22 protein-coding genes are annotated in these 18334 nt (G+C 67.5%); 5 read left to right on the plus strand and 17 right to left on the minus strand.

The window, feature by feature from the left end; all coding sequences use genetic code 11:
- Positions 1–118: 118 nt before the first annotated feature.
- Genes O5K39_RS06105 through O5K39_RS06115 form a run of 3 tightly spaced genes read right to left on the minus strand, consistent with a single transcriptional unit; the run spans position 119 to position 1277 of the window.
- Positions 119–442 (minus strand): type II toxin-antitoxin system RelE/ParE family toxin, encoded by a 324-nt coding sequence (locus O5K39_RS06105; RefSeq protein ID WP_271146387.1) that lies wholly within the window; start codon positions 440–442, stop codon positions 119–121.
- Entirely contained in the window at positions 429–722 is a 294-nt protein-coding gene (locus tag O5K39_RS06110) for a ribbon-helix-helix protein, CopG family (protein WP_271146388.1), read from the minus strand. Before O5K39_RS06110 ends, O5K39_RS06105 begins: the two co-directional genes overlap by 14 nt.
- Before the next feature lie 57 nt (positions 723–779).
- On the minus strand, positions 780–1277 hold the full coding sequence (locus O5K39_RS06115) for a DUF1993 domain-containing protein (RefSeq protein WP_271146389.1): 498 nt from the start codon (positions 1275–1277) through the stop codon (positions 780–782).
- A gap of 121 nt (positions 1278–1398) precedes the next feature.
- Here O5K39_RS06115 and O5K39_RS06120 point away from each other — a divergent pair, with 121 nt between their 5' ends.
- Entirely contained in the window at positions 1399–1956 is a 558-nt protein-coding gene (locus O5K39_RS06120; protein ID WP_271146390.1) for a biotin transporter BioY, read from the plus strand.
- Here the strand turns inward: O5K39_RS06120 and trmB are convergent.
- The 5 genes from trmB to O5K39_RS06145 form a co-directional block, all read right to left on the minus strand.
- Positions 1953–2675: a tRNA (guanosine(46)-N7)-methyltransferase TrmB gene (gene trmB, locus O5K39_RS06125; protein WP_271146391.1), complete on the minus strand. Its 723-nt coding sequence runs from the start codon at positions 2673–2675 to the stop codon at positions 1953–1955. The genes O5K39_RS06120 and trmB overlap by 4 nt on opposite strands.
- A 75-nt stretch (positions 2676–2750) precedes the next feature.
- Positions 2751–3095, minus strand: coding sequence for a hypothetical protein (locus tag O5K39_RS06130; RefSeq protein WP_271146392.1), 345 nt, complete (start codon positions 3093–3095; stop codon positions 2751–2753).
- Between the two features lie 113 nt (positions 3096–3208).
- Positions 3209–4408, minus strand: coding sequence for a methionine adenosyltransferase (metK, locus tag O5K39_RS06135; RefSeq protein ID WP_271146393.1), 1200 nt, complete (start codon positions 4406–4408; stop codon positions 3209–3211).
- 72 nt (positions 4409–4480) lie between these two features.
- A complete protein-coding gene (locus O5K39_RS06140) occupies positions 4481–4930 on the minus strand; it encodes a hypothetical protein (RefSeq protein WP_271146394.1) in 450 nt (149 codons plus the stop codon).
- 125 nt (positions 4931–5055) lie between these two features.
- A complete protein-coding gene (locus O5K39_RS06145) occupies positions 5056–5304 on the minus strand; it encodes a hypothetical protein (protein WP_271146395.1) in 249 nt (82 codons plus the stop codon).
- Positions 5305–5748: 444 nt separating this feature from the next.
- Here O5K39_RS06145 and O5K39_RS06150 point away from each other — a divergent pair, with 444 nt between their 5' ends.
- The 3 genes from O5K39_RS06150 to O5K39_RS06160 all read left to right on the plus strand — a co-directional run bounded on the left by O5K39_RS06150 (position 5749) and on the right by O5K39_RS06160 (position 9324).
- Positions 5749–6717, plus strand: coding sequence for an alpha/beta hydrolase (locus O5K39_RS06150; protein WP_271146396.1), 969 nt, complete (start codon positions 5749–5751; stop codon positions 6715–6717).
- 46 nt (positions 6718–6763) lie between these two features.
- On the plus strand, positions 6764–8299 hold the full coding sequence (locus tag O5K39_RS06155; protein WP_271146397.1) for a GGDEF domain-containing phosphodiesterase: 1536 nt from the start codon (positions 6764–6766) through the stop codon (positions 8297–8299).
- A gap of 86 nt (positions 8300–8385) precedes the next feature.
- Entirely contained in the window at positions 8386–9324 is a 939-nt protein-coding gene (locus O5K39_RS06160) for a hypothetical protein (RefSeq protein ID WP_271146398.1), read from the plus strand.
- Here the strand turns inward: O5K39_RS06160 and O5K39_RS06165 are convergent.
- The 7 genes from O5K39_RS06165 to O5K39_RS06195 form a co-directional block, all read right to left on the minus strand.
- Positions 9321–10079 (minus strand): molybdopterin-dependent oxidoreductase, encoded by a 759-nt coding sequence (locus tag O5K39_RS06165; RefSeq protein ID WP_271146399.1) that lies wholly within the window; start codon positions 10077–10079, stop codon positions 9321–9323. The two genes, O5K39_RS06160 and O5K39_RS06165, sit on opposite strands and share 4 nt — an antisense overlap.
- On the minus strand, positions 10076–10858 hold the full coding sequence (locus O5K39_RS06170; RefSeq protein ID WP_271146400.1) for a cytochrome b/b6 domain-containing protein: 783 nt from the start codon (positions 10856–10858) through the stop codon (positions 10076–10078). Before O5K39_RS06170 ends, O5K39_RS06165 begins: the two co-directional genes overlap by 4 nt.
- Positions 10859–10967: 109 nt before the next feature.
- Complete coding sequence (locus tag O5K39_RS06175; protein WP_271146401.1) at positions 10968–11255, minus strand: HPr family phosphocarrier protein; 288 nt, start codon at positions 11253–11255, stop codon at positions 10968–10970.
- The gene (locus O5K39_RS06180; RefSeq protein WP_271147114.1) at positions 11252–11656 is read right to left on the minus strand and encodes a PTS sugar transporter subunit IIA; all 405 of its coding nucleotides are present in this window, start codon (positions 11654–11656) and stop codon (positions 11252–11254) included. The genes O5K39_RS06175 and O5K39_RS06180 overlap by 4 nt, the downstream gene beginning before the upstream one ends.
- 116 nt (positions 11657–11772) lie before the next feature.
- Positions 11773–12219, minus strand: a complete 447-nt coding sequence (locus tag O5K39_RS06185) for a serine kinase (RefSeq protein WP_271146402.1) — start codon at positions 12217–12219, stop codon at positions 11773–11775.
- Positions 12216–13874, minus strand: coding sequence for an ATP-binding protein (locus tag O5K39_RS06190; RefSeq protein WP_271146403.1), 1659 nt, complete (start codon positions 13872–13874; stop codon positions 12216–12218). Before O5K39_RS06190 ends, O5K39_RS06185 begins: the two co-directional genes overlap by 4 nt.
- A 4-nt stretch (positions 13875–13878) precedes the next feature.
- The gene (locus tag O5K39_RS06195; RefSeq protein ID WP_271146404.1) at positions 13879–14583 is read right to left on the minus strand and encodes a response regulator transcription factor; all 705 of its coding nucleotides are present in this window, start codon (positions 14581–14583) and stop codon (positions 13879–13881) included.
- 154 nt (positions 14584–14737) lie between these two features.
- Here O5K39_RS06195 and O5K39_RS06200 point away from each other — a divergent pair, with 154 nt between their 5' ends.
- Positions 14738–16450: a hypothetical protein gene (locus O5K39_RS06200; protein ID WP_271146405.1), complete on the plus strand. Its 1713-nt coding sequence runs from the start codon at positions 14738–14740 to the stop codon at positions 16448–16450.
- Positions 16451–16489: 39 nt separating this feature from the next.
- On the opposite strand, the gene O5K39_RS06205 is transcribed toward O5K39_RS06200, so the two are convergent.
- Together O5K39_RS06205 and O5K39_RS06210 are read right to left on the minus strand one after the other, a co-directional pair.
- Positions 16490–16828, minus strand: a complete 339-nt coding sequence (locus tag O5K39_RS06205) for a zf-TFIIB domain-containing protein (RefSeq protein WP_271146406.1) — start codon at positions 16826–16828, stop codon at positions 16490–16492.
- A gap of 286 nt (positions 16829–17114) precedes the next feature.
- The gene (locus O5K39_RS06210; protein ID WP_271146407.1) at positions 17115–18317 is read right to left on the minus strand and encodes an NAD(P)/FAD-dependent oxidoreductase; all 1203 of its coding nucleotides are present in this window, start codon (positions 18315–18317) and stop codon (positions 17115–17117) included.
- Positions 18318–18334 lie beyond the last annotated feature (17 nt).

Here is an 18334-nt window from a genome sequence, read left to right on the forward strand (position 1 = left end):
GCGGGGTCAACTCAACAAAAAAGCGGCGGGCCCATCGGCCGCCGCTTGGAAACGCGGCGCCGTCGGACGCCGGTGTCTAACGATGTGGGACGCCCTATAGACCCGCCGGACGGCGTTGTCAGCCCTGTTTGTCGTCGTCGAGGTAGAAGGCCTCGTAGTCGCGTCCGGCACCGAAGATATTGAGGATCTCGACCACGTCTTCGATCTCGCGATAGGCGATCGTTGCGCTGCGTTCGAAAGTGATCAGGCGCAAACCCGGCAGCAGATCATTTCTTGCTCGCCCAGTGCTCGGCGCGCTTCCGATGTCATTGCACCGGTCTTCTATTCGACGGGTGTATCGTTCAGCGGTGATTGGGCCGGCACCGTTTGACGCGATCCAGGCATAGATGTCTTTTAGGTCCGTCAATGAATCGCGGCTGAAGACGACCTCAAGCCGCCGCAAGTCGAGCCGCCTCCGTCATTTGATCGGCGTGGAACTCTTCCATACTGCGACGGAATTCTCCGGCCGTCAGCCGAGGCCTCGTGTCCTCTGCCGAGGCCTTCAGCCGCGCCCTGATCGCCGCCAGTCGCTCGGCGCGTTCCTCGCGGGCGTCGCGCCACATCCGTACGGCGTCGCGCAGTGCCTCGCTGGTGGAGGCGAACTCCCCGGCGGCGACGCTGGCCTCCAGGTCGCGCACCATGGCGGCGGTGAGGGTGACGCTGAGCTTTTCGGCGGCGGCCATGTCGGACTCCTGTAGTAGGATTTTATCCTACCACAGTCACGGGCATGATGTTAGCGGCTAAGCCGGCACGCCCATATAGTCGCGCTTGCCGATCTCGACGCCCGCCGCGCGCAGCAGCGCATAGGCCGTCGTGACATGGAAATAGAAGTTCGGCAGGGCGAAGCCGGTCAGGTATCCCGCGCCTTTGAAATCGAACTGGCCGTTAGGGAATTTCAGCACGACGTCGCGATCCTCGGCACCGGCGAAGGCCTCGCGCGGCACGGATTCGATGAAGGCAATCGACAGGGCGATCGTCGCCTGAAGCTCGGCGAAAGTGGCCTCGTCGTCCTCGGTCTTCGGCCAGTCCTGGCCGGTCAGGCGGGCGACACAGCCGCGCGCGGAAAAGGCGGCGGTGCGGATCTGGGCCGGGAAGGGGTTCATGTCGGGGGCCAGGCGCGCCTCCATCAGCGCTGCCTCGTCAAAATCCTGGGCCAGCGCCTTGTCGAGCAGGGCGGACAGGGCCTTGAGGCCACGCAAGAAGGCGGGGACGGAGGCGTCGTAGAGATCGAAGGCCATGAGCGTTTCCAAGGTCAGTTTCGTTTGAGAACTTAGTCTTTGACGTCATTCCGTCAGGAAATCCAGCGGAGATGTCGAACAGGCCTTGCGGCCGACGGCCCGAACATGGTTCGCCTCGGTCATGACGACAAGCCGCTCCTTCAACGCCCCTCGCAGCGTCTGGCTGATGATGTCAGGGACGGTCGGGTTCGCCCTGCTGATCGCGGTCGCCGCCCAGATCGCGATCCCGCTCTACCCCGTCCCGATGACGATGCAGACCTGGGCCGTGCTGCTGGCCGGAGCCGTGCTGGGACCGCGCTGGGGGGTGGCGAGCGTGGTCCTGTACCTGGCCCTGGCGATGGCGGGTTTGCCCGTACTGGCCAACGGGGCGGGCGGCATGATCGCGGCGACCGGAGGCAGCGCGGGCTATCTGATGGGCTTTCCTGCGGCGGCCTTCCTGATCGGCTGGGCCAGGGAGCAGGGCGGGCTGGAACGGCCTCTGCCCGGCTTCGCCATCCTGCTGCTGGCCCACGCCCTGATCCTGGCGTGCGGGACCGGCTGGCTGATCCTCAGCATCGGGCTGGACCCCGGTCGGGCGGTACAGGTAGGGGCGACGCCCTTCCTGATCGGGGCCCTGGTCAAGGCCGTCCTGGTGCTGGCCACCCTGTGGCTATTGCGGCGTCTGCGACCCCGACCCTAGATCCGCTCGAATTCCAGAAACAGCGGCGCGGTGTCGCCGAGCGCCTTCTCCTCGTATCGCGTGACGACGTGGTCGGCGGGCGCGGTACGCCAGTCGTCGGCCTCCTCGGCCAGCCAGGTCAGGTGCGGCGAAGCCTGCAAACGCTCCAGCGCCCAGGAGGCATAGTCCTTCCAGTCGGTCACGAACCGCAGCCGCCCGCCGGGCTTCAGCACCCGCGTCAGCTCGGCCACGAACTCGGGCTGGATGAGCCGCCGCTTGTTGTGGCGCACCTTGTGCCAGGGATCGGGGAACAGGATCAGGATCCGGTCCAGCGAGGCGTCGGGCAGGGCCTCGACCACCGCCCGGGCGTCGTCGCCGTGGATGCGGACGTTCTTCAGATCGCCGTCATCGACATGGCGCAACAGGGACGCCACCCCGTTCAGAAACGGCTCGCACCCCAGGATCAGAACGTCGGGCCGACGCGCCGCCTGCGCCGCCAGGTGCTCACCGCCGCCGAAGCCGATCTCGAGCCAGACCTCGGTGGCCTCGGGCATCAGGGCACGTGGGTCGATCGGCCCTGCCGCCGGATCGGGCACGGCGATGGACGGCAGCAGGCTGTCGAACAGCGCCGCCTGCAAGGGCTTGATGACGCGTGACTTGATCCGGCCGAAGGACCGCAAGGGGCCTGAGGCACGGGGATGGGCGGGATCGCCGGGATTGCGGGGTCGGGAGGCGGGCATGGGCGGCCCTATAACGCAAAATCGCCGGCCGCGCCCCTCGGCGACGACCGGCGATCCTGAAAGCATTGGCCTCGCCTATTCGGCGTAGAAGCCCTCGTCCGTGACGTAGACGTCCTCGATCTCGCAGTAGTCGATGGTCTCGTAATATTCGGTCCCGTCGGCCATGGTGACCTTGGTATTGTATTCGCATTCGTCTTCGGAATCGAAGAACCGCATATCGACGTCGTCGCCCTCCTCCAGCACCCGCGTCGGGATCCAGTCGTTGCTCCACGACCCGTTGGTCCGGGCGGTCTGGAAGGTCAGGACCGTCTGGCTGGAGGCGTTGTACAGGGTAAAGGTGTAGTCGTCGCCGTCCGGCTCGGCCGACGCCGCGCCGCCGACGCATGCCAGAAGGGCCGCGCCCGCAAGGGCGCCGATCATGGTTCTCATAAGGTAGTCCCCCGCTACGCCGGTGACGATCACCGATTGATAGCGAGGGGATTAAGCCGACGAACCCTGTGTTCCGTCAACGAAAATCAGGCTTTACGGCCCGATTACGCCAGGGCCTTGAGCTGATCGACCAGGTCGGTCTTCTCCCAGCTGAAGCCGCCGTCGGCGTCCGGGGTCCGGCCGAAATGACCATAGGCGGAGGTGCGGGCGTAGATCGGCTTGTTCAGACCCAGGTGCTCGCGGATCGCGCGCGGCGTGGCGCCGCCGATCAGGCCCAGAATCTTGTCTTCCAGGACCGCCTCGGTGATCGCGCCCGTGGCCGTACCGTGCAGGTCGACGTGGATCGACTGGGGTTTGGCCACGCCGATGGCGTAGGAGATCTGGATGGTGCAGCGGTCGGCGATGCCGGCGGCGACCACGTTCTTGGCCAGGTAGCGGCAGGCATAGGCGGCCGAGCGATCGACCTTGGTCGGATCCTTGCCGCTGAAGGCACCGCCGCCGTGGGGGGCCGCGCCGCCGTAGGTGTCAACGATGATCTTGCGGCCGGTCACGCCCGCGTCACCATCCGGTCCGCCGATCTCGAAGATGCCGGTCGGGTTGATGTGCCAGACGGTGTTCTCGTCGGTGAAGCCCTCGGGCAGGACCGAGAGGATGTGCGGCTTGACGATGTCGGCGACGTCGGCCGACGACAGGCCCGGTGCGTGCTGGGTCGAGAGCACGATCGAGGTGGCGCGGACCGGCTTGCCGTCCACATACTGGATCGTCACCTGCGACTTGGCATCAGGCTCCAGCTTGGAGCCGCCGGCGTGACGGACCTCGGCCAGTTTCTTGAGGATGTTGTGGCTGTATTGCAGGGTCGCCGGCATCAGCTCGGGCGTCTCGTTCGAGGCATAGCCGAACATGATGCCCTGGTCGCCCGCGCCCTCGTCCTTGTTGCCGGCGGCGTCCACGCCCACGGCGATGTCGGCCGACTGGGTGTGCAGGCGGTTGATGAACTCGAAGGTTTCCCAGTGGAAGCCGGTCTGCTCGTAGCCGATGTCCTTGACGGCCGCGCGCACGGCGGCCTCGATCTCGTCCTGGACCCCGGGGGCCCAGTTGCCGGCCGTGTCCATGATGCCTTCGCCGCGGATCTCGCCGGCCAGGACCACCAGGTTGGTCGTGGTCAGGGTTTCGCAGGCGATACGCGCATAGGGGTCCTTGGCCAGGAACAGATCGACCACGGTGTCCGAGATGCGGTCGGCGACCTTGTCGGGATGGCCCTCGGACACGCTTTCCGAAGTAAAGAGGAAGGACGAACGGGACAAGGCAGGCTCCTGGATGGCTTCGCGGTCCGCGAGTTGGAGCGAGACATATAAGGATGTCCTTATATGTTCAAGTCAGGTTTGCGGCGCGGGTGTCCGGAACAGCGCGGGGCTAGCCGCACGCTCCCCGGACAGATGACGCTCGAGGATGCCGCTGAACAGGGCATAGAGGGAGACGAGGCCGAACACCCACTGGGCCGCGACCGCTTCACGGGTGCTCAGGTCCGGGGTCAGCAGGATGGCCGCGTGCGACAGCACGTTCAGGCTCTGGGCTCCCGAGGCCAGGAGCAGCCACCACCGGTCGTATCGGAGCGCCAATCCGACGAAGACCGACCAGACGACCAGGTCGCAAAGCGCGACCGCCACCATCACGTCACCGACCTGGTAGCCTTGCAGGAAGGGCCCGGACACATAGGCACCGATGAACAGCGCCACCCCCGCCCGCTCCGGATGCCCGCCTTTGACCCATGCAAGCGGCAGGATCAGCAGCGCCGAACACAGGAAGAAGAGCTGTACGGGGGGCAAGTCGGCGGCTCCTGATCACTTGGCCTCGGGGTCGAACCTCTCGACCACATGGTGGAACTCGCTGACAAGTCCGCCGACGGTGATCAGCATGGCGACCAGAATGATAGCGGTGACGCCGATCAGGATCAGCCGAAGGAGCGATCCTCGCGGTGGAGCGCGGTAACCGAACCGGGCGTTTGCGCCAGCAGCGCCGCCATCGACAGGACCGACGTAAGAAGGTCCGTCGACGATGTCGCTACGGCTGCCTCGGCCTTCAGGGCGCGCATCAGGTGCAGGCGCACCGGATGGTCCCGATCCGCCGTTCCCAGCCGATCCAGTGCGATCTCCAGTTCGTCCCAGCTCCACTGCGGCAGCGGGCCCACCGACTTGGCCATTGTTCGATTTCCCCTCGACAGCCTCATCGGAGCGCGGGGGGACCGTTTCGGCTATGGGGTCATTCGGCCCTGGTCCCATTTGGTCCAGGATCGCCAGGGCCGCCTTGCGCCGGTTCACGCCCAGGCGCTGGCAGGCCTCATGGACGTGTTTCTTGACCGTCGCCTCTGAGATGCCGAGATGGGCGGCGATCTCCTTGTCCGTCCGAAAGGCGGTCAAGCGGATGCACTGGTCCTGACGTGCGCTCAGTCGGGGGGGCATCATACGCTCCGGGACAAGACTCCATGCCTTAGTGCGATTGGCGCACTGCCGTCCAGCAGGGACGCGCGCTGAGATCACATTCCGGAGCATTTCGCCGGGATCGAGCCGGTCCTGGACGTGGCGCACCGCGCGCGGCCGCCCTATCAGGGGTCAGACGACATCAACCGGCCACAGGATCCCACACCGTGCAGACGCGAAAGGTCGAGACCGACGGCAGACGCCAGGCCGTTCTGGAGGCCGGCCAGGGCCCTCTCGTGCTGCTGATCCACGGTTTCCCCGAACTTGCCCTGAGCTGGCGCGACCAGATCGCCGCCCTTGCCCAGGCGGGCTATCGCACGGTCGCCCCCGACATGCGCGGCTATGGTGACAGTGCCGGACCGGACCGGCCGGACGGCTATTCCATCCTGCACCTGGTCGGCGACATGGTCGATCTGGTCCGGGCGCTCGGCGAGACGCGGTGCATCGTCATCGGTCATGACTGGGGTGCGGCGGTGGCCTGGCACTGCGCCCTGATGCGACCCGACATGTTTCGCGCCGTCGCCGGCCTGTCGGTGCCGTTCCAGCCGCGCAGAGCGAGCGGCCCGCCGATCCCCGCCATGGCCGCGATCTCGACGCGGGCGGGACTGGGCGACCTCTATATCTCGCGGTTCCAGGCCGATGATGCCCACGCCATCTTCGACGCGGATCCGGCAGCCGCCCTGCGCAAATGCTTCTATGGCTATGACGGCGCGACGCCGACAGAGCGCCAGTCGACGGGGTTCATCCCGCCGGGCGAAGACATGCTGTCGGTCGTCCCCGAGGACGCGACCCTGCCGCCGTGGATGAGCGAGACGCATTTCGCGGAGTATGTCGCGGCCTTCTCGACGTCCGGGTTCAAGGCACCGATCGACTGGTATCGCTGCCTGGATCTGAACTGGTCGCTGACGGCCTTCGTGCAGGACCTCCGGATCGACCAGCCGTCACTGTTCATCGTCGGCGAACGCGACCCGGTGCGGAACTATTCCGGAAAGCATGAGGCGGAACAGCCCCTGTGGCTGACCGACCTGCGCGGCCAGATCGTCCTGCCGGGTGCCGGCCACTGGATCCAGCAGGAGCGGCCGGATGCGGTCAACGCTGCCCTGTTGAATTTTATCGGAAGTTCAGGGGTTCTTTAGAGGCTGTGATCTAGGGATGTCGTCCAGTGACACCGCGGGACACCGCATGACGACCAGATCTCCCGATGCGCTTCTGCGCAATGTCGCCGGCCACACGATGGACGTGCTGACGCTTGCCGCCCTGGTCACCCTGGCGTCGCTGGTGATCTTCCTGGTGCTCCAGGCCTCGGCCATCCCGACGCTGGCCCCCTCGATGCCGACGATCAACGCTGGCCTGATCGCCTCGACCCTGCTCCTGCTGCGGCAGTGGAAAAAGGGCCGCGATGCCGAACTGGCGGCGCGTGCGGGGGCTTCGCACCTGCGCCGACGCGATCCGGTGACCCAGCTTCCCAATACCGAAGGGTTCGTCGAAGCGCTGGGCCATCAGGCCTCGACCCAGCCCAGGGTCGCCGTCGTCTGCATCAGCCTGGAACGTCTGCGCGATGTCTATGACCGGCTGGGCGCGGGCTGTGGCGACGAGGTCCTGAGGGAGCTCAGTCTGCGACTGTGCTCGGCCCTCGGGCATACCGGGACTGTCGCGCGCATCGGCGACAACACCCTGGCCCTGTTCCATCCTTCGTCGAGCGAGATCAAGCTCGCCCTGGTGGGCGGTCAGATCGGCAAGCTGATGGCCCTGCCGGTCGCGACTCCGGCGGGAGAGGTCGCGGTCGGTGCCACGATCGGGGTCAACTTCGCCGACCTGTCGGTCACGGACCCGCGCGAGGCTCTGCGTCAGGCCCGGCTGGCCTGTTCGGCGGCCCGGACCGCCGGTGGGGACCTGGCCTTCTTCGACGCCTCTCTGGACGAAGCCCAACGGCTGAAGCTCGACCTGGAGATCGAACTGCGTCAGGCCCTGGCCGACGGTGTGCTGCGCATGGTCTACCAGCCCCAGATCGACGAGCGCGGCGTGACCATCGGGGTCGAGGCCCTGATGCGCTGGCCCCACTCGACCCGGGGCGCCATCCCGCCCAGCCTGTTCGTGCCTCTGGCCGAGGCGGCGGGCCTGGGCGAGGCGCTGGGCCGCTACGCCATGGACCATGCGTTCGCCGATTCCGTCCTGTGGCCCAATCTCAAGGTCGCCATCAACGTCTCGCCGATCCAGCTGCAGTCGCCCGGTTTCATCACCACGGTGCGCGACCTGCTGAAGAAGCATGACGTCAAGCCGCAGGGCTTCGAGTTCGAGATCACCGAGGGGCTGTTGCTTGAGGCGGGAACCACGGTGCTGGGCAACCTGGAGCAACTGCGCAAGCTGGGCTTCCAGATCGCGCTCGACGACTTCGGCACCGGCTATTCCAGCCTCAGCTACCTGGGTCAGTTCCCGATCGACAAGATCAAGATCGACCGGTCGTTCGTGACGCCCCTGGGGGTGCGAGAGGACGCCGCCTCCATCATCCGCGCGATCAGCGACCTGTCGGGCGCCATCGGGGTCAAGGTGCTGGCCGAAGGGGTCGAGACCCGCGCCCAGCTCGACATGCTGCGCGCCGAGGGTTGCAACCAGGCCCAGGGCTATTTCGTCGCCCCACCGATGGCCCGCGCCCAGATCCTCCAGCATTTCGGCCAGGTCGAGACCACGGTGCGCGAGCGCCGGCTTCGCGCCGCCTGACCCGATCTGATTGCCGCCCTGATCGCGGCAGAGTAGTCTGATCATCCGAAGGATCGCGCCGCGATCGCATTCGTCAGGCCAGTAAAATGCTTTCTCTCGCCCTGTCCGCCGCCCTCCTGATGGCGCAACCCGCGCAAGTTCAGGTCCAACCCCAGCCCATGCCCGCGCCACCAGCCGCGACCTCTGATCCCGGCGCAGTCGATCTGGGTGACATCGTCGTCGAGGGCGGACGACTGGACGAGGCGACCCAGGCCTTCGTCCGCGAGGTCGGGGCGCCGGCGCGGGGACGCGGCCTGGCCCGCTGGCGCGACGGTGTCTGCGTCGGCGCCGCCAACCTGCGCAACGAAACGGCCCAGTATATCGTCGACCGGGTGTCCACCGTGGCCCAGGACCTGGGCCTGCGCGCCGGCGCACCCGGGTGCGAGCCCAGCGTCCTGATCATCGCCGTCACCGACGCGAATGCCTTCACCGAACAGTTCGTCGCGATGCGGCCGCGCCTGTTCATCGTCGGCGGAGGCGGTATGGATCTGGGCCGGACCGGTCTGCAGCGCTTCAAGACCAACGACCAGCCCGTCCGGTGGTGGAACGTCAGCATCCCGGTGGACAGCGACACAGGCGCCATCGCGGTGAGGTTACCGGGCGAAGAGGCCCCGTATGTCCGCAGCACGGGATCGCGGATCACCACCAACCTCGTCGACGACACCAAACGGGCCTTCGTGATCGTCGACGTGGACAAGATCTCAGGCGTGTCGCTGCAACAGCTCGGCGACTATCTGTCCATGGTCGTCCTGGCCCAGGTCGACCCCGATGCGGACACCAGCGCCTATGCGACCGTGCTGAACGTGTTCAAGGACCCCGGCCAGACCGACGGCCTGACCGACTGGGACATGGCCTATCTGCAGGGTCTTTATGACGCCCAGCGGAACTATCAGAATCCGGGCGCGCACCGGAACGAGGTGGCCGGCTCGATCGTCCGCGCCCACCACCGCATCACTGAGGCGCGTGACGCAGAGCCCGAAAACTAGATCCCCGCATACCACTCATAGCCCTGGTCTTCCCAGTATCCGCCCCGGCCACCCTGGATGTGATCGAAGCTTTCGACGGCCTCGATGCGGCGAATGTATTTTGCGTGCTTGTAGCCCAGCTGGCGCTCGACCCGCAGCCTGAGCGGCGCGCCATGGGGCACGGTCAGGACCTCGCCGTTCATGTCATAGGCCAGGATGGTCTGGGGATGGCGGGCATCGATCAGGTCGATGCTCTCGTAATACCGAGGTCCGTCCTCGGTCTGGGTCAGGGCGTCGAAACAGTGAAAGACGAGGTAGCGGGCCTCCGGCTTCAGGCCGGCCTCGTCGATCAGGGTTTCAAGCCGCACCCCGGTCCATTGACCGATCGAGGTCCAGCCCTCTACGCAGTCGTGTTTGGTGATCTGGGTGCGGCTGGGCCGGGCGCGCAGGTCGTCCAGGGACAGATTTAGCGGCCGCTCAACCAGACCGTCGATGACCAGCCGATAGTCGGAAAATCCACCGTCCCTCAGCGCCACATAGTCGGCCGCCGCCGGATCGACCGAGCCGTTGGCGCGGAAGTCGGGCGAGATGTCGGCAACGGCGTATTCGGGCGCGAGAGCCTCGCGCGGAACCAGCAGCCGCTGCGCGCGTCGGGTCAGACCCTCAGCCATCCGCAGGGCCTGAAGAACCACCGGCGGGGTGGTCGGGCTGCAGGCGGACAGGGCGGCGGCTCCCAGAGTGGCGAGCGCACCGGCCAGCCAGCGACGGCGGTTCATCGGTCGTCTCCCTTAGGCCTGGGGGTCGGCTCGATCACGAACCAGCCGGTGATCATCGCCCGCATGTTGTTGAACAGGCCCGTCCAGATCACCAGCCCGACATGAATGACGATGAAGGCGACGATCAGCCCGGCCGAGATGAAATGCAGGGTCCGCGCCGACTGACGGCCGCCCATAAGGTCCAGCAGCAGCCCGCCGATCGCATTGAACCCCGGCGACATCGACAGGCCGGTGATCAGCATCATCGGCAGGACGATCAGAACCATGGCCAGATAGGTCAGCTTCTGGATGACGTTATAGACTCGCGCGTGGTCGTCCTTGGGGAAGTGGAACCGGGCATGTTCGACCACCGAGGGCCAGAACCCCTTCAGGTCGGCGACGGTCGGCCACAGTCGCCGTCCGAACCGGCCCGAGATAAATCCGTAGATCAGGTAGATCAGCCCGTTCAGCACAAACACCCAGGCGAAGGCGAAATGCCAGGTTCGGGCCTCGGCCAGGTTCCGCCCCTGCGGGAGCATCAGCCAGTCCGGCACCGTCGCGATCCGCACCCAGGGGTCCTCGAAGGTCGAACGCAGGCCCCAGTACAGGGCCGGATGCGCCATCAGGATATTCAGCCCGCTCATGATGAGCACGATTACTGCGATGACGTTCAGCCAGTGGGTGATTCGCACGAGCACGGGATGCCGCCAGGTATCGACCCGCCCGCCGGGCAGGGGCCGGTCGGCGTGGCGGCCGGAGGCCTCTGGTCCCGCAGCCGCATCGGCCGTCTGATCCGTCATCGCCCGCTCCCTTGCCCCGCCGACGCTCCCACGTCGAAGTGGGCCGCGCAATGTGGGCTTGCGGGAGAGATACGCTGGCGGCGGGGAAAAGGTTACGCCGGCTGACGCCTCAGGCGTCCTCGTCGAACTTCCGCGCGACCAGATCGAGCAGAGCCTCGACTGCCTCTGGGGCGTCGGAGCCCTCGGCCGAGATGTCGATTGTGCAGCCGTTGCCGGCACCCAGCATCAGCAGGCCCATGATCGAGCGGGCATCAACCGTCTGGCCGTCGCGGGTGACCTGGATTTCGGCTTCGAAGCCCGAGGCCAGCTTCACGAACTTGGCCGAGGCGCGAGCGTGCAGGCCGCGGGTGTTGCAGATGTTTGCGGTCGCCGTGACCGGGGCCGTGGTCGTGCTCATTTCTCGCCCGCCAGAACCCAGGACGCGACCGAGATATATTTGCGCCCCGCATCCTGGGCATGGGCGACGCAGGCCTCGAGGCTCTCGCGGCCGCGCACCGAGCCCAGCTTGATCAGCATCGGCAGGTTCAGCCCGGCGATGACCTCGGCATGGGTCTGTTCCATTACCGAGATGGCCAGGTTCGACGGTGTGCCGCCGAACATGTCGGTCAGCAGGATCACGCCCGAGCCGTCGTCGACGGCAGCGGCGGCGTCCAGGATGTCGCGACGGCGACGTTCCATGTCGTCCTCGGGGCCGATGCAGATGGCCGCGACCGCGCTCTGCGGACCGACGACGTGCTCCATCGCCGCCAGGAATTCAGAGGCCAGGCCTCCGTGGGTGACGATCACCAGCCCGATCATGAAGGCTTCACCGCTCAACGCCCCCGCGTCTGCGCCCTGACCGGAGGGGAGCACCGGATGGGCCGCAAGCCGGCCTAGATAGAGGAAACCGCACGGGGTTTAAAGCGGCACCGACGTCAAACTTGTCGCACGCCCGAGGACAGCGCCAGGGCGAGCGTCCGCGTCGCCGAAGCGGGCCGGATATCGAGCGCCAGACGGGGCAGGCGAACCCCCGCGATCTCGACATCATCGGCCTCGGGCAGGCGCTCCACCGGCGTCCTGCCGCAGGCGACGACCAGGGAGATACGGCTGATCCAGCGCGATGGCGTGGCCACGATGCCCAGGCCCCGCGCCTCGATCCGGCCCGCGATCCGCTCCGGCACCGTGGCGAACACCGCCCCACCGGAGCGCCAGACATGGACATAGTCGTCGCCGATCAGCCGCCAGCCCTCGCCGATCAACCTCAGCGCCAGATCGCTCTTTCCTGAGCCGGACGCGCCGGTCAGCAGGACGCCCCGCCAGTCCCCGGCGATCTGCGTCGCGACGGCGGTGCCATGGATCGCTCCGGCGTCTGCGCCGGTCACGGGCGACGCACCACCGCCAGATGGGTGGCGGGCAGATCGACCTGGAAGCGCGCGCCGACGACGGTGCCCGATGGATCGGTGCGGTTCTCGGCGCGGACCCGTCCTCCGTGGGCCTCGACGATCTGGCGCACGATCGACAGGCCCAGGCCCGAGTTGGCCCCGAAGGCCGTGCCTCTAGGCCGCGAGGTATAGAACCGCTCGAACACCGTCTCCAGATTGTCGGGCGGGATGCCGGGGCCGTCGTCCTCCACCGACACGGTGACGATGCGGCCTGTATCGGTCTCGTCGCGCCCGATCGTGACCCGGACCTCGCCGCCCGTCGGGCTGAAGGAGCGGGCGTTGTCGATCAGGTTCCGGAACACCTGACCCAGCGGCCCGTCGCGCCCCAGCACCCGCGCATCGCCGCCGGGCGTCAGCACGACCGAGGCCTCGCCAGGCTTGGACGTCGTCTCATAGACCTGGACGATGTCGCCCAGCAGCGCGTTCAGATCGACCGGTCGCGGCCGGTCGCGCGACAGTTCGGCATCCAGCCGCGAGGCATTGGAAATGTCGGTGATCAGCCGGTCCAGCCTGCGTACGTCGGCCTGCAACAGGGCCGTCAGCCGATCCCGCTGGGACTTCTCCTTGACCAGATCCAGCGTCTCCAGCGCTGACCGGATCGAGGTCAGGGGATTCTTGATCTCGTGCGACACGTCGGCGGCGAAGGCCTCGATAGCGTCCATCCGGTCCGACAGGGTCTCGGTCATGGTCTCCAGCGACCGCGCCAGGTCGCCGATCTCGTCCTTGCGGTGCTCGAGGTCAGGCAGGGAGATGGCGCGGGCCCGGCCCTGTCGCACTTCTTCGGCCGCTGCCGACAGCCGCATGACCGGCCGGGCCACGAACAGGTGCAGCAACAGACTGGCCAGCAGATTCACCGCCAGGGCCACCACCGCGAAGGGCAGCAACGCGCGCCGCTGGGCATCCAGGATCTGGTCGACGTCGCCGGCCTCCAGCGTCAGCACGCCCAGCACCTGCCGGACGTGGCGGACGGGCAGGGAGACCGAGATCACGCGTCGGCCATCCTCGGCCATGCGGACATTGGCCTGGGGCTGGCCTTCCAGGGCCCCGGCAACCTCGGCCGACAGTTCGGCGTTGGCGCGGGCCAGGTCGCTGCTTTCGCGCGCGATCGCCTTGCTGTCGTCCTCGACCGGTGTACCGGCCGGGCGGGCGGGCGGCAGGGCCTCGCCGGGGATGGCCTCGGTCAGCACATAGGAATCGGCGATCGGCTGAAGCGGCAGGCCCGGCGCGCTGTCGGCGACGGCCAGTCCGTCCACATCGAACAGTCGCGCCCTCTGGCCGGCGGGGATGAAGTTGTCGGTCAGCCAGCGCGGCGCCTCGATCGGATCGAGGTAGGGGGTCGGCACGCCCTGGGTCACCCCCACGCGCGGCTCTCCCAGGACCCGCACCAGCAGCTCGGCCTGGGACGTCAGGGCTTCCTGCCGTGCCTCGACCAGACCCTGACGCAGTTCGTTCAGGGCCAGGGCCCCGCCGAACAGGATGAACAGGCTGACCAGGTTCAACGCCAGGATCAGCCCGCCCAGACGCGAAAAACCGAACCGCTTCACTCTGCGGGTGTCGGGCTCCTCGGGGCGCTGGCCGTCCTCCGCATCGCTCACGCGATCAGCTTTCGCGATAGCGGTATCCGACGCCGTACAGGGTTTCGATGGCGTCGAATTCGCCGTCGACCACGCGGAACTTCTTGCGCATCCGCTTGACGTGGCTGTCGATGGTGCGGTCGTCGACATAGACCTGATCGTCGTAGGCGGCGTCCATCAGGTTGTCGCGGCTCTTCACGAAGCCGGGCCGCTGGGCCAGAGCCTGAAGCAGCAGGAACTCGGTGACCGTCAGCTTGACCGGCTTGCCGTCCCACGTGCTCTCGTGCCGGGCCGGGTCCATGACCAGCTTGCCGCGCCGGATCGCCTTGCCCGACACCTCGGCCGAGGGCTCGGGCTCGCCGCCGTCGGCGCCGGTCCGTCGCAGCAGGGCCTTCACCCGCTCGATCAGCAGCCGCTGGCTGAAGGGTTTGTGGATATAGTCGTCGGCGCCGAGGTTGAAGCCCAGGATCTCGTCGATCTCCTCGTCCTTGGAGGTCAGCATGATGACCGGGATCTGGCTGGTCTGACGCAGGCGGCGCAACACCTCCATCCCGTCCATCCGGGGCATCTTGACGTCGAGGATGGCGAGGTCGGGCGGCGAGGCTTCCAGCGCCTCCAGTCCCGTCGCGCCGTCGTGATAGGCGACCACCGTGTGGCCATGGCTTTCGAGCGCCAGCGACACGGAGGCGACGATGTTCTCGTCGTCGTCCACCAGGGTGATATTGGCCAAGCAGGGCCTCCTCGAAGGTTCAGGTCAGGCGTGATCAACGCACGGCAAGCGTAACCGTTCGCCCGCAATCGCGGTGACATTACGGCCACAGTGCGCGGGCCGCCAGCATTAACGCGCAAACCTCGCCTTAAGTCCTGTCGTGCAGAGTGTCGTCATGGCCGGGCCCGTTCATTACGAAGTCTATGTACGCAAGACGGCACCCTCGCCGTGGACCCTGTTGATGGCCACCGAGGACCGGGCGAATGCGACCGAAACGGCCGAGGACGTGCTGCGCGACAAGCGTGCGGTCGCCGTCCGGGTCACCAAGGAAACCCTCGATCCCGAGACCATGGCCTTCAACAGCGTCACGGTCCTGACCCGGGGCATGCCCGAAGGCCCCAAGAAGCGGCTGGTCGATCCCGATCGACAGGCGTCGAACTGCCTGGCCCCCCAGGATCTGTACGCCCCCCATGCCCGCGACCTGGTGGGCCGGGTGCTGGAAGACTGGCTGATGCGCAACAATGCCACGGCCTGGGAGCTGCTGCACCGGCCCGACCTAGTCGAGCGTCTGGAGGCCTCGGGCGTCGAGGTCCAGCACGCCATCCAGAAAGTCGCCATCCCGGAAAGCCAGGCCACGGGCCAGGCCACGCACGAGCTGATCCGGCACTACCAGAAGCTCTCGGAGCAGGCGATGGAGCGGGTCATCGCCGCCGGGCGTCGCCGTGTCTTTGCCAACCTGGCCGAGCAGCCCCTGGCCGAGGTGGCCCAGAAGCTGGCAGGCACCCCCGATCGCGCCTTCGTCATGGGCGGGGTCCTCTGTGTCGCCCTGTCGGCCGGAAAGGGAGCCCGGTCGCGACTGGGCCTGGCCATGGACCTGGTGGATATCGCGCCGAAGGACGGCCCCGGGCGTGCCCTGATCCTGGTCGCCATGGAACAGTTCCTGTGCGAACTGCTGGCCGTCCGGACCAGTCTGGCCGACGTTCTGGGCCCGTCTCTCGATCAGGGGGCCAGTCTGGCGGCCGTGGTGCGGATGGTGGCCCCGCGCGAGATCGAGGCCCTGATCGCGCGAGATCCGCGCTTCGCCCTGCTGATGCCGACGGTCGAGGGGCCGGCGGCCCGGCTGGCCGAGCATCTGGCGGTCGGGGAGTTCCCGCTGCTTGCCAACAGCCTGGCCCGGATGGTGCTGCGCGAACTGATGGGCCCGCGTCGTCTCAGGCCCAGCGACGCCGCCGGCGAGATCGACATTCTGCGCGTCCTCGCCACGGCCCTGACGGCGACGGCAGGGCGTCTGCTGAGCCTCGAGGAGGTTCAGGCGGCCTTCACCGAACGGTCCAAGAGCCTGGTCACCGCCGACTTCGTCCAGGCCTATGTGGTGCCCTGCGACACGGTGCTGTGCGAGGCCGAGAGCCTGACCCGGCTTTGCGAGAACGTCATGGGACCTGCGAACAAGCGGGCCGCCTCCCGCTGGCTCAGCGCCTGCGTCACCTCGTTGCGGTTCGAGACCGAGATGCGGACCTCGCCCCAGCGCATTACCCAGAAGCTGCACATTCTGGCGGGGCTGCAACGCTCGGTGCGTGCCTCGGCCCTGTCGGAGACTGATGAGGCCCAGATCAACGGTGCCATCGGCGCAGTCGGCGGTACGCTGGAGGGCGAGGCCAGGCTCATCGCCCAGATGGGCCGCGCCGCCGCGCCCGTGCCCCAGAAGCTGATCGCCCTGTTGCGGATGGCGGCGGGGGAGACATCCACCACCGGCCCGGTCGCCGACCGCGCCAAGGCCGAGACCCTGCGCCTGCTCCGCGCCCCCGAGGCCCGCGCCGCCCTGGGTGCCGCGCCCGAGGCCGTGGCGACCCTAAGGCCGCTGATGAAGGCGATCGGTCTGGCCGCCTGACCTTCGTTTCCTCCCCGTCGCTTCGCGGCGGGAAGGAAATCAGTCGAAGATGTCGAAGATGCTGTCGCGCTTCTTCTTCTTGTACCGATAGTCGTCGTCGCGGTGGCGGTCGTCGCTGCGGTAGGGGTCGCGCGGCCGCTCCTCGCGATAGCCGCCTCCGCCCCAGGGCGACGGTTGCTGAGGCGGCGGAGCATAGGCCTGCGGCGCGACCTGCGGGGCCGAGGCGCGGCCCTCTGCCGTGGCACCCTCCATCAGCTTTTCGAGCTCGCCCCGGTCCAGCCAGACGCCGCGGCAGGTCGGGCACATGTCGAACTGGACGCCGCCCCGTTCCAGCGTCTGCATCGGGGCGTCGTCGTTGGGGCACATCAGAAGGGGCATGGGGCGCGGTCCTCTCGTTTCAGTGGGGAAACGGGCGCGCCCAGGGACGGGCTCATCACGAAGACGAGCCTATCGCCGGGCGCACCCGCTGCGGTCCGACATCACGCTGTCGTCCGGTTCCGCGCGGCGGACTTGGGGGAAAGCCGCCGGGGAAGCGTTCCGGACAATGGCGCCAGAGGGGCCCGTCCCGCTGAACCAAGGTATGTGCAGAACCGGGTTGCCGCAACCCGCCGGGGCACCACAGCTGAGTTAACTCTTGGTTACTCTTCGGCTTTCGTTGAGATCGTCAGCAGGCTTGTCCGGCGGCCCATCCGGACGACCAGGCCCACTGAAAGTTGTAGCCGCCCAGCCAGCCGGTGATGTCCACGACCTCGCCGATCAGAAACAGTCCCGGTACCGAATTCGCCTGCATTGTCTGTTGATCCAGGCCTTCAGTCGCGACTCCGCCCAGGGTGACCTCGGCGGTACGATAGCCCTCCGATCCCACCGGCTTGACCGTCCAGCGGTTGACGGCCTCGGCCAGGGATTTCAGCCGTTTGTCGCCGATCTCGGCCAGCTTGCCCGCGACCTCATGCCGCGCCGCGATCGACTCGGCCAGCCGCCGCGGGAGGATCTGCGACAGGGCCGTATGCACCGCCTGCTTGCCGTTGGCCTCCTTGGCGACCTTGAGCTCACCATAGACGTCCCGGTCGGGCGCCATGGCCAGGGTGATCGCCTCCCCCTCGCGCCAGTATGAGCTGATCTGCAGGATGGCCGGACCCGACAGGCCCCGGTGGGTGAACAGCATGGCCTCGCGGAAGGTCGCCCGCTCCCGCTCGGTCGTCACATTGGTCGCCGCCACATCGACCGCGACCCCCGCCAGGGGCGACAACTGCTCCAGCAGCCCGGCCTCGAAGGTCAGGGGCACCAGGGCCGGCCGGGTCTCGGTGACCCTCAGGCCATGTCGCCGCGCCAGGTCATAGCCCCAGCCCGTCGCGCCCATCTTGGGAATCGACTTGCCACCCGAAGCGACGACCAGCGACGCCGCCGTCACCCTCACCCCGTCCGACAGGGTCGCCGACCAGCCCTCGCCCGCGCGATCGACCTCGGCGACGCCGGTTCCGAGCTTCAGCGTCACCCCCGCCGCACGCATGGCGTCGGACAGCATCCGCACGATCTGCTTTGCGCTGTCGTCGCAGAACAACTGGCCCAGGGTCTTCTCGTGCCAGGCGATGCCCGCCCGATCGACCATGGCGATGAAGTCCCGCTGGCTGAACCGCTTCAACGCCGAGGTCGCGAAGCGGGGGTTCTCGCCCAGGAAGTTCGCTGCGGTCGTGCCGGTATTGGTGAAGTTGCACCGCCCCCCGCCCGAGATGCGGATCTTCTCGCCGGGCTTGGCGGCATGATCCACGACCAGCACCCGCCGTCCGCGCCTGCCGGCCTCGATGGCACACATCATCCCGGCCGCGCCCGCGCCGACGATCAGGACGTCATACGGCTCCGCCTTCATGCCAGCAGAGCCCGGCG

The organism is Brevundimonas sp. NIBR10 (assembly GCF_027912515.1).
Classification (GTDB): domain Bacteria; phylum Pseudomonadota; class Alphaproteobacteria; order Caulobacterales; family Caulobacteraceae; genus Brevundimonas.

Excerpts from the sequence above, each read along its gene's own strand:
- O5K39_RS06200 (WP_271146405.1), top strand. The coding sequence starts at position 14,738 with ATGGCCGGGCCCGTTCATTACGAAGTCTATGTACGCAAGACGGCACCC.
- O5K39_RS06165 (WP_271146399.1), bottom strand. The coding sequence starts at position 10,079 with ATGAACCGCCGTCGCTGGCTGGCCGGTGCGCTCGCCACTCTGGGAGCC.
- O5K39_RS06155 (WP_271146397.1), top strand. The coding sequence starts at position 6,764 with ATGACGACCAGATCTCCCGATGCGCTTCTGCGCAATGTCGCCGGCCAC.
- O5K39_RS06180 (WP_271147114.1), bottom strand. The coding sequence starts at position 11,656 with ATGATCGGGCTGGTGATCGTCACCCACGGAGGCCTGGCCTCTGAATTC.
- O5K39_RS06120 (WP_271146390.1), top strand. The coding sequence starts at position 1,399 with ATGACGACAAGCCGCTCCTTCAACGCCCCTCGCAGCGTCTGGCTGATG.
- O5K39_RS06170 (WP_271146400.1), bottom strand. The coding sequence starts at position 10,858 with ATGACGGATCAGACGGCCGATGCGGCTGCGGGACCAGAGGCCTCCGGC.
- O5K39_RS06160 (WP_271146398.1), top strand. The coding sequence starts at position 8,386 with ATGCTTTCTCTCGCCCTGTCCGCCGCCCTCCTGATGGCGCAACCCGCG.
- O5K39_RS06205 (WP_271146406.1), bottom strand. The coding sequence starts at position 16,828 with ATGCCCCTTCTGATGTGCCCCAACGACGACGCCCCGATGCAGACGCTG.
- O5K39_RS06210 (WP_271146407.1), bottom strand. The coding sequence starts at position 18,317 with ATGAAGGCGGAGCCGTATGACGTCCTGATCGTCGGCGCGGGCGCGGCC.
- O5K39_RS06110 (WP_271146388.1), bottom strand. The coding sequence starts at position 722 with ATGGCCGCCGCCGAAAAGCTCAGCGTCACCCTCACCGCCGCCATGGTG.
- O5K39_RS06175 (WP_271146401.1), bottom strand. The coding sequence starts at position 11,255 with ATGAGCACGACCACGGCCCCGGTCACGGCGACCGCAAACATCTGCAAC.
- O5K39_RS06145 (WP_271146395.1), bottom strand. The coding sequence starts at position 5,304 with ATGGCCAAGTCGGTGGGCCCGCTGCCGCAGTGGAGCTGGGACGAACTG.
- O5K39_RS06130 (WP_271146392.1), bottom strand. The coding sequence starts at position 3,095 with ATGATCGGCGCCCTTGCGGGCGCGGCCCTTCTGGCATGCGTCGGCGGC.
- O5K39_RS06115 (WP_271146389.1), bottom strand. The coding sequence starts at position 1,277 with ATGGCCTTCGATCTCTACGACGCCTCCGTCCCCGCCTTCTTGCGTGGC.
- trmB (WP_271146391.1), bottom strand. The coding sequence starts at position 2,675 with ATGCCCGCCTCCCGACCCCGCAATCCCGGCGATCCCGCCCATCCCCGT.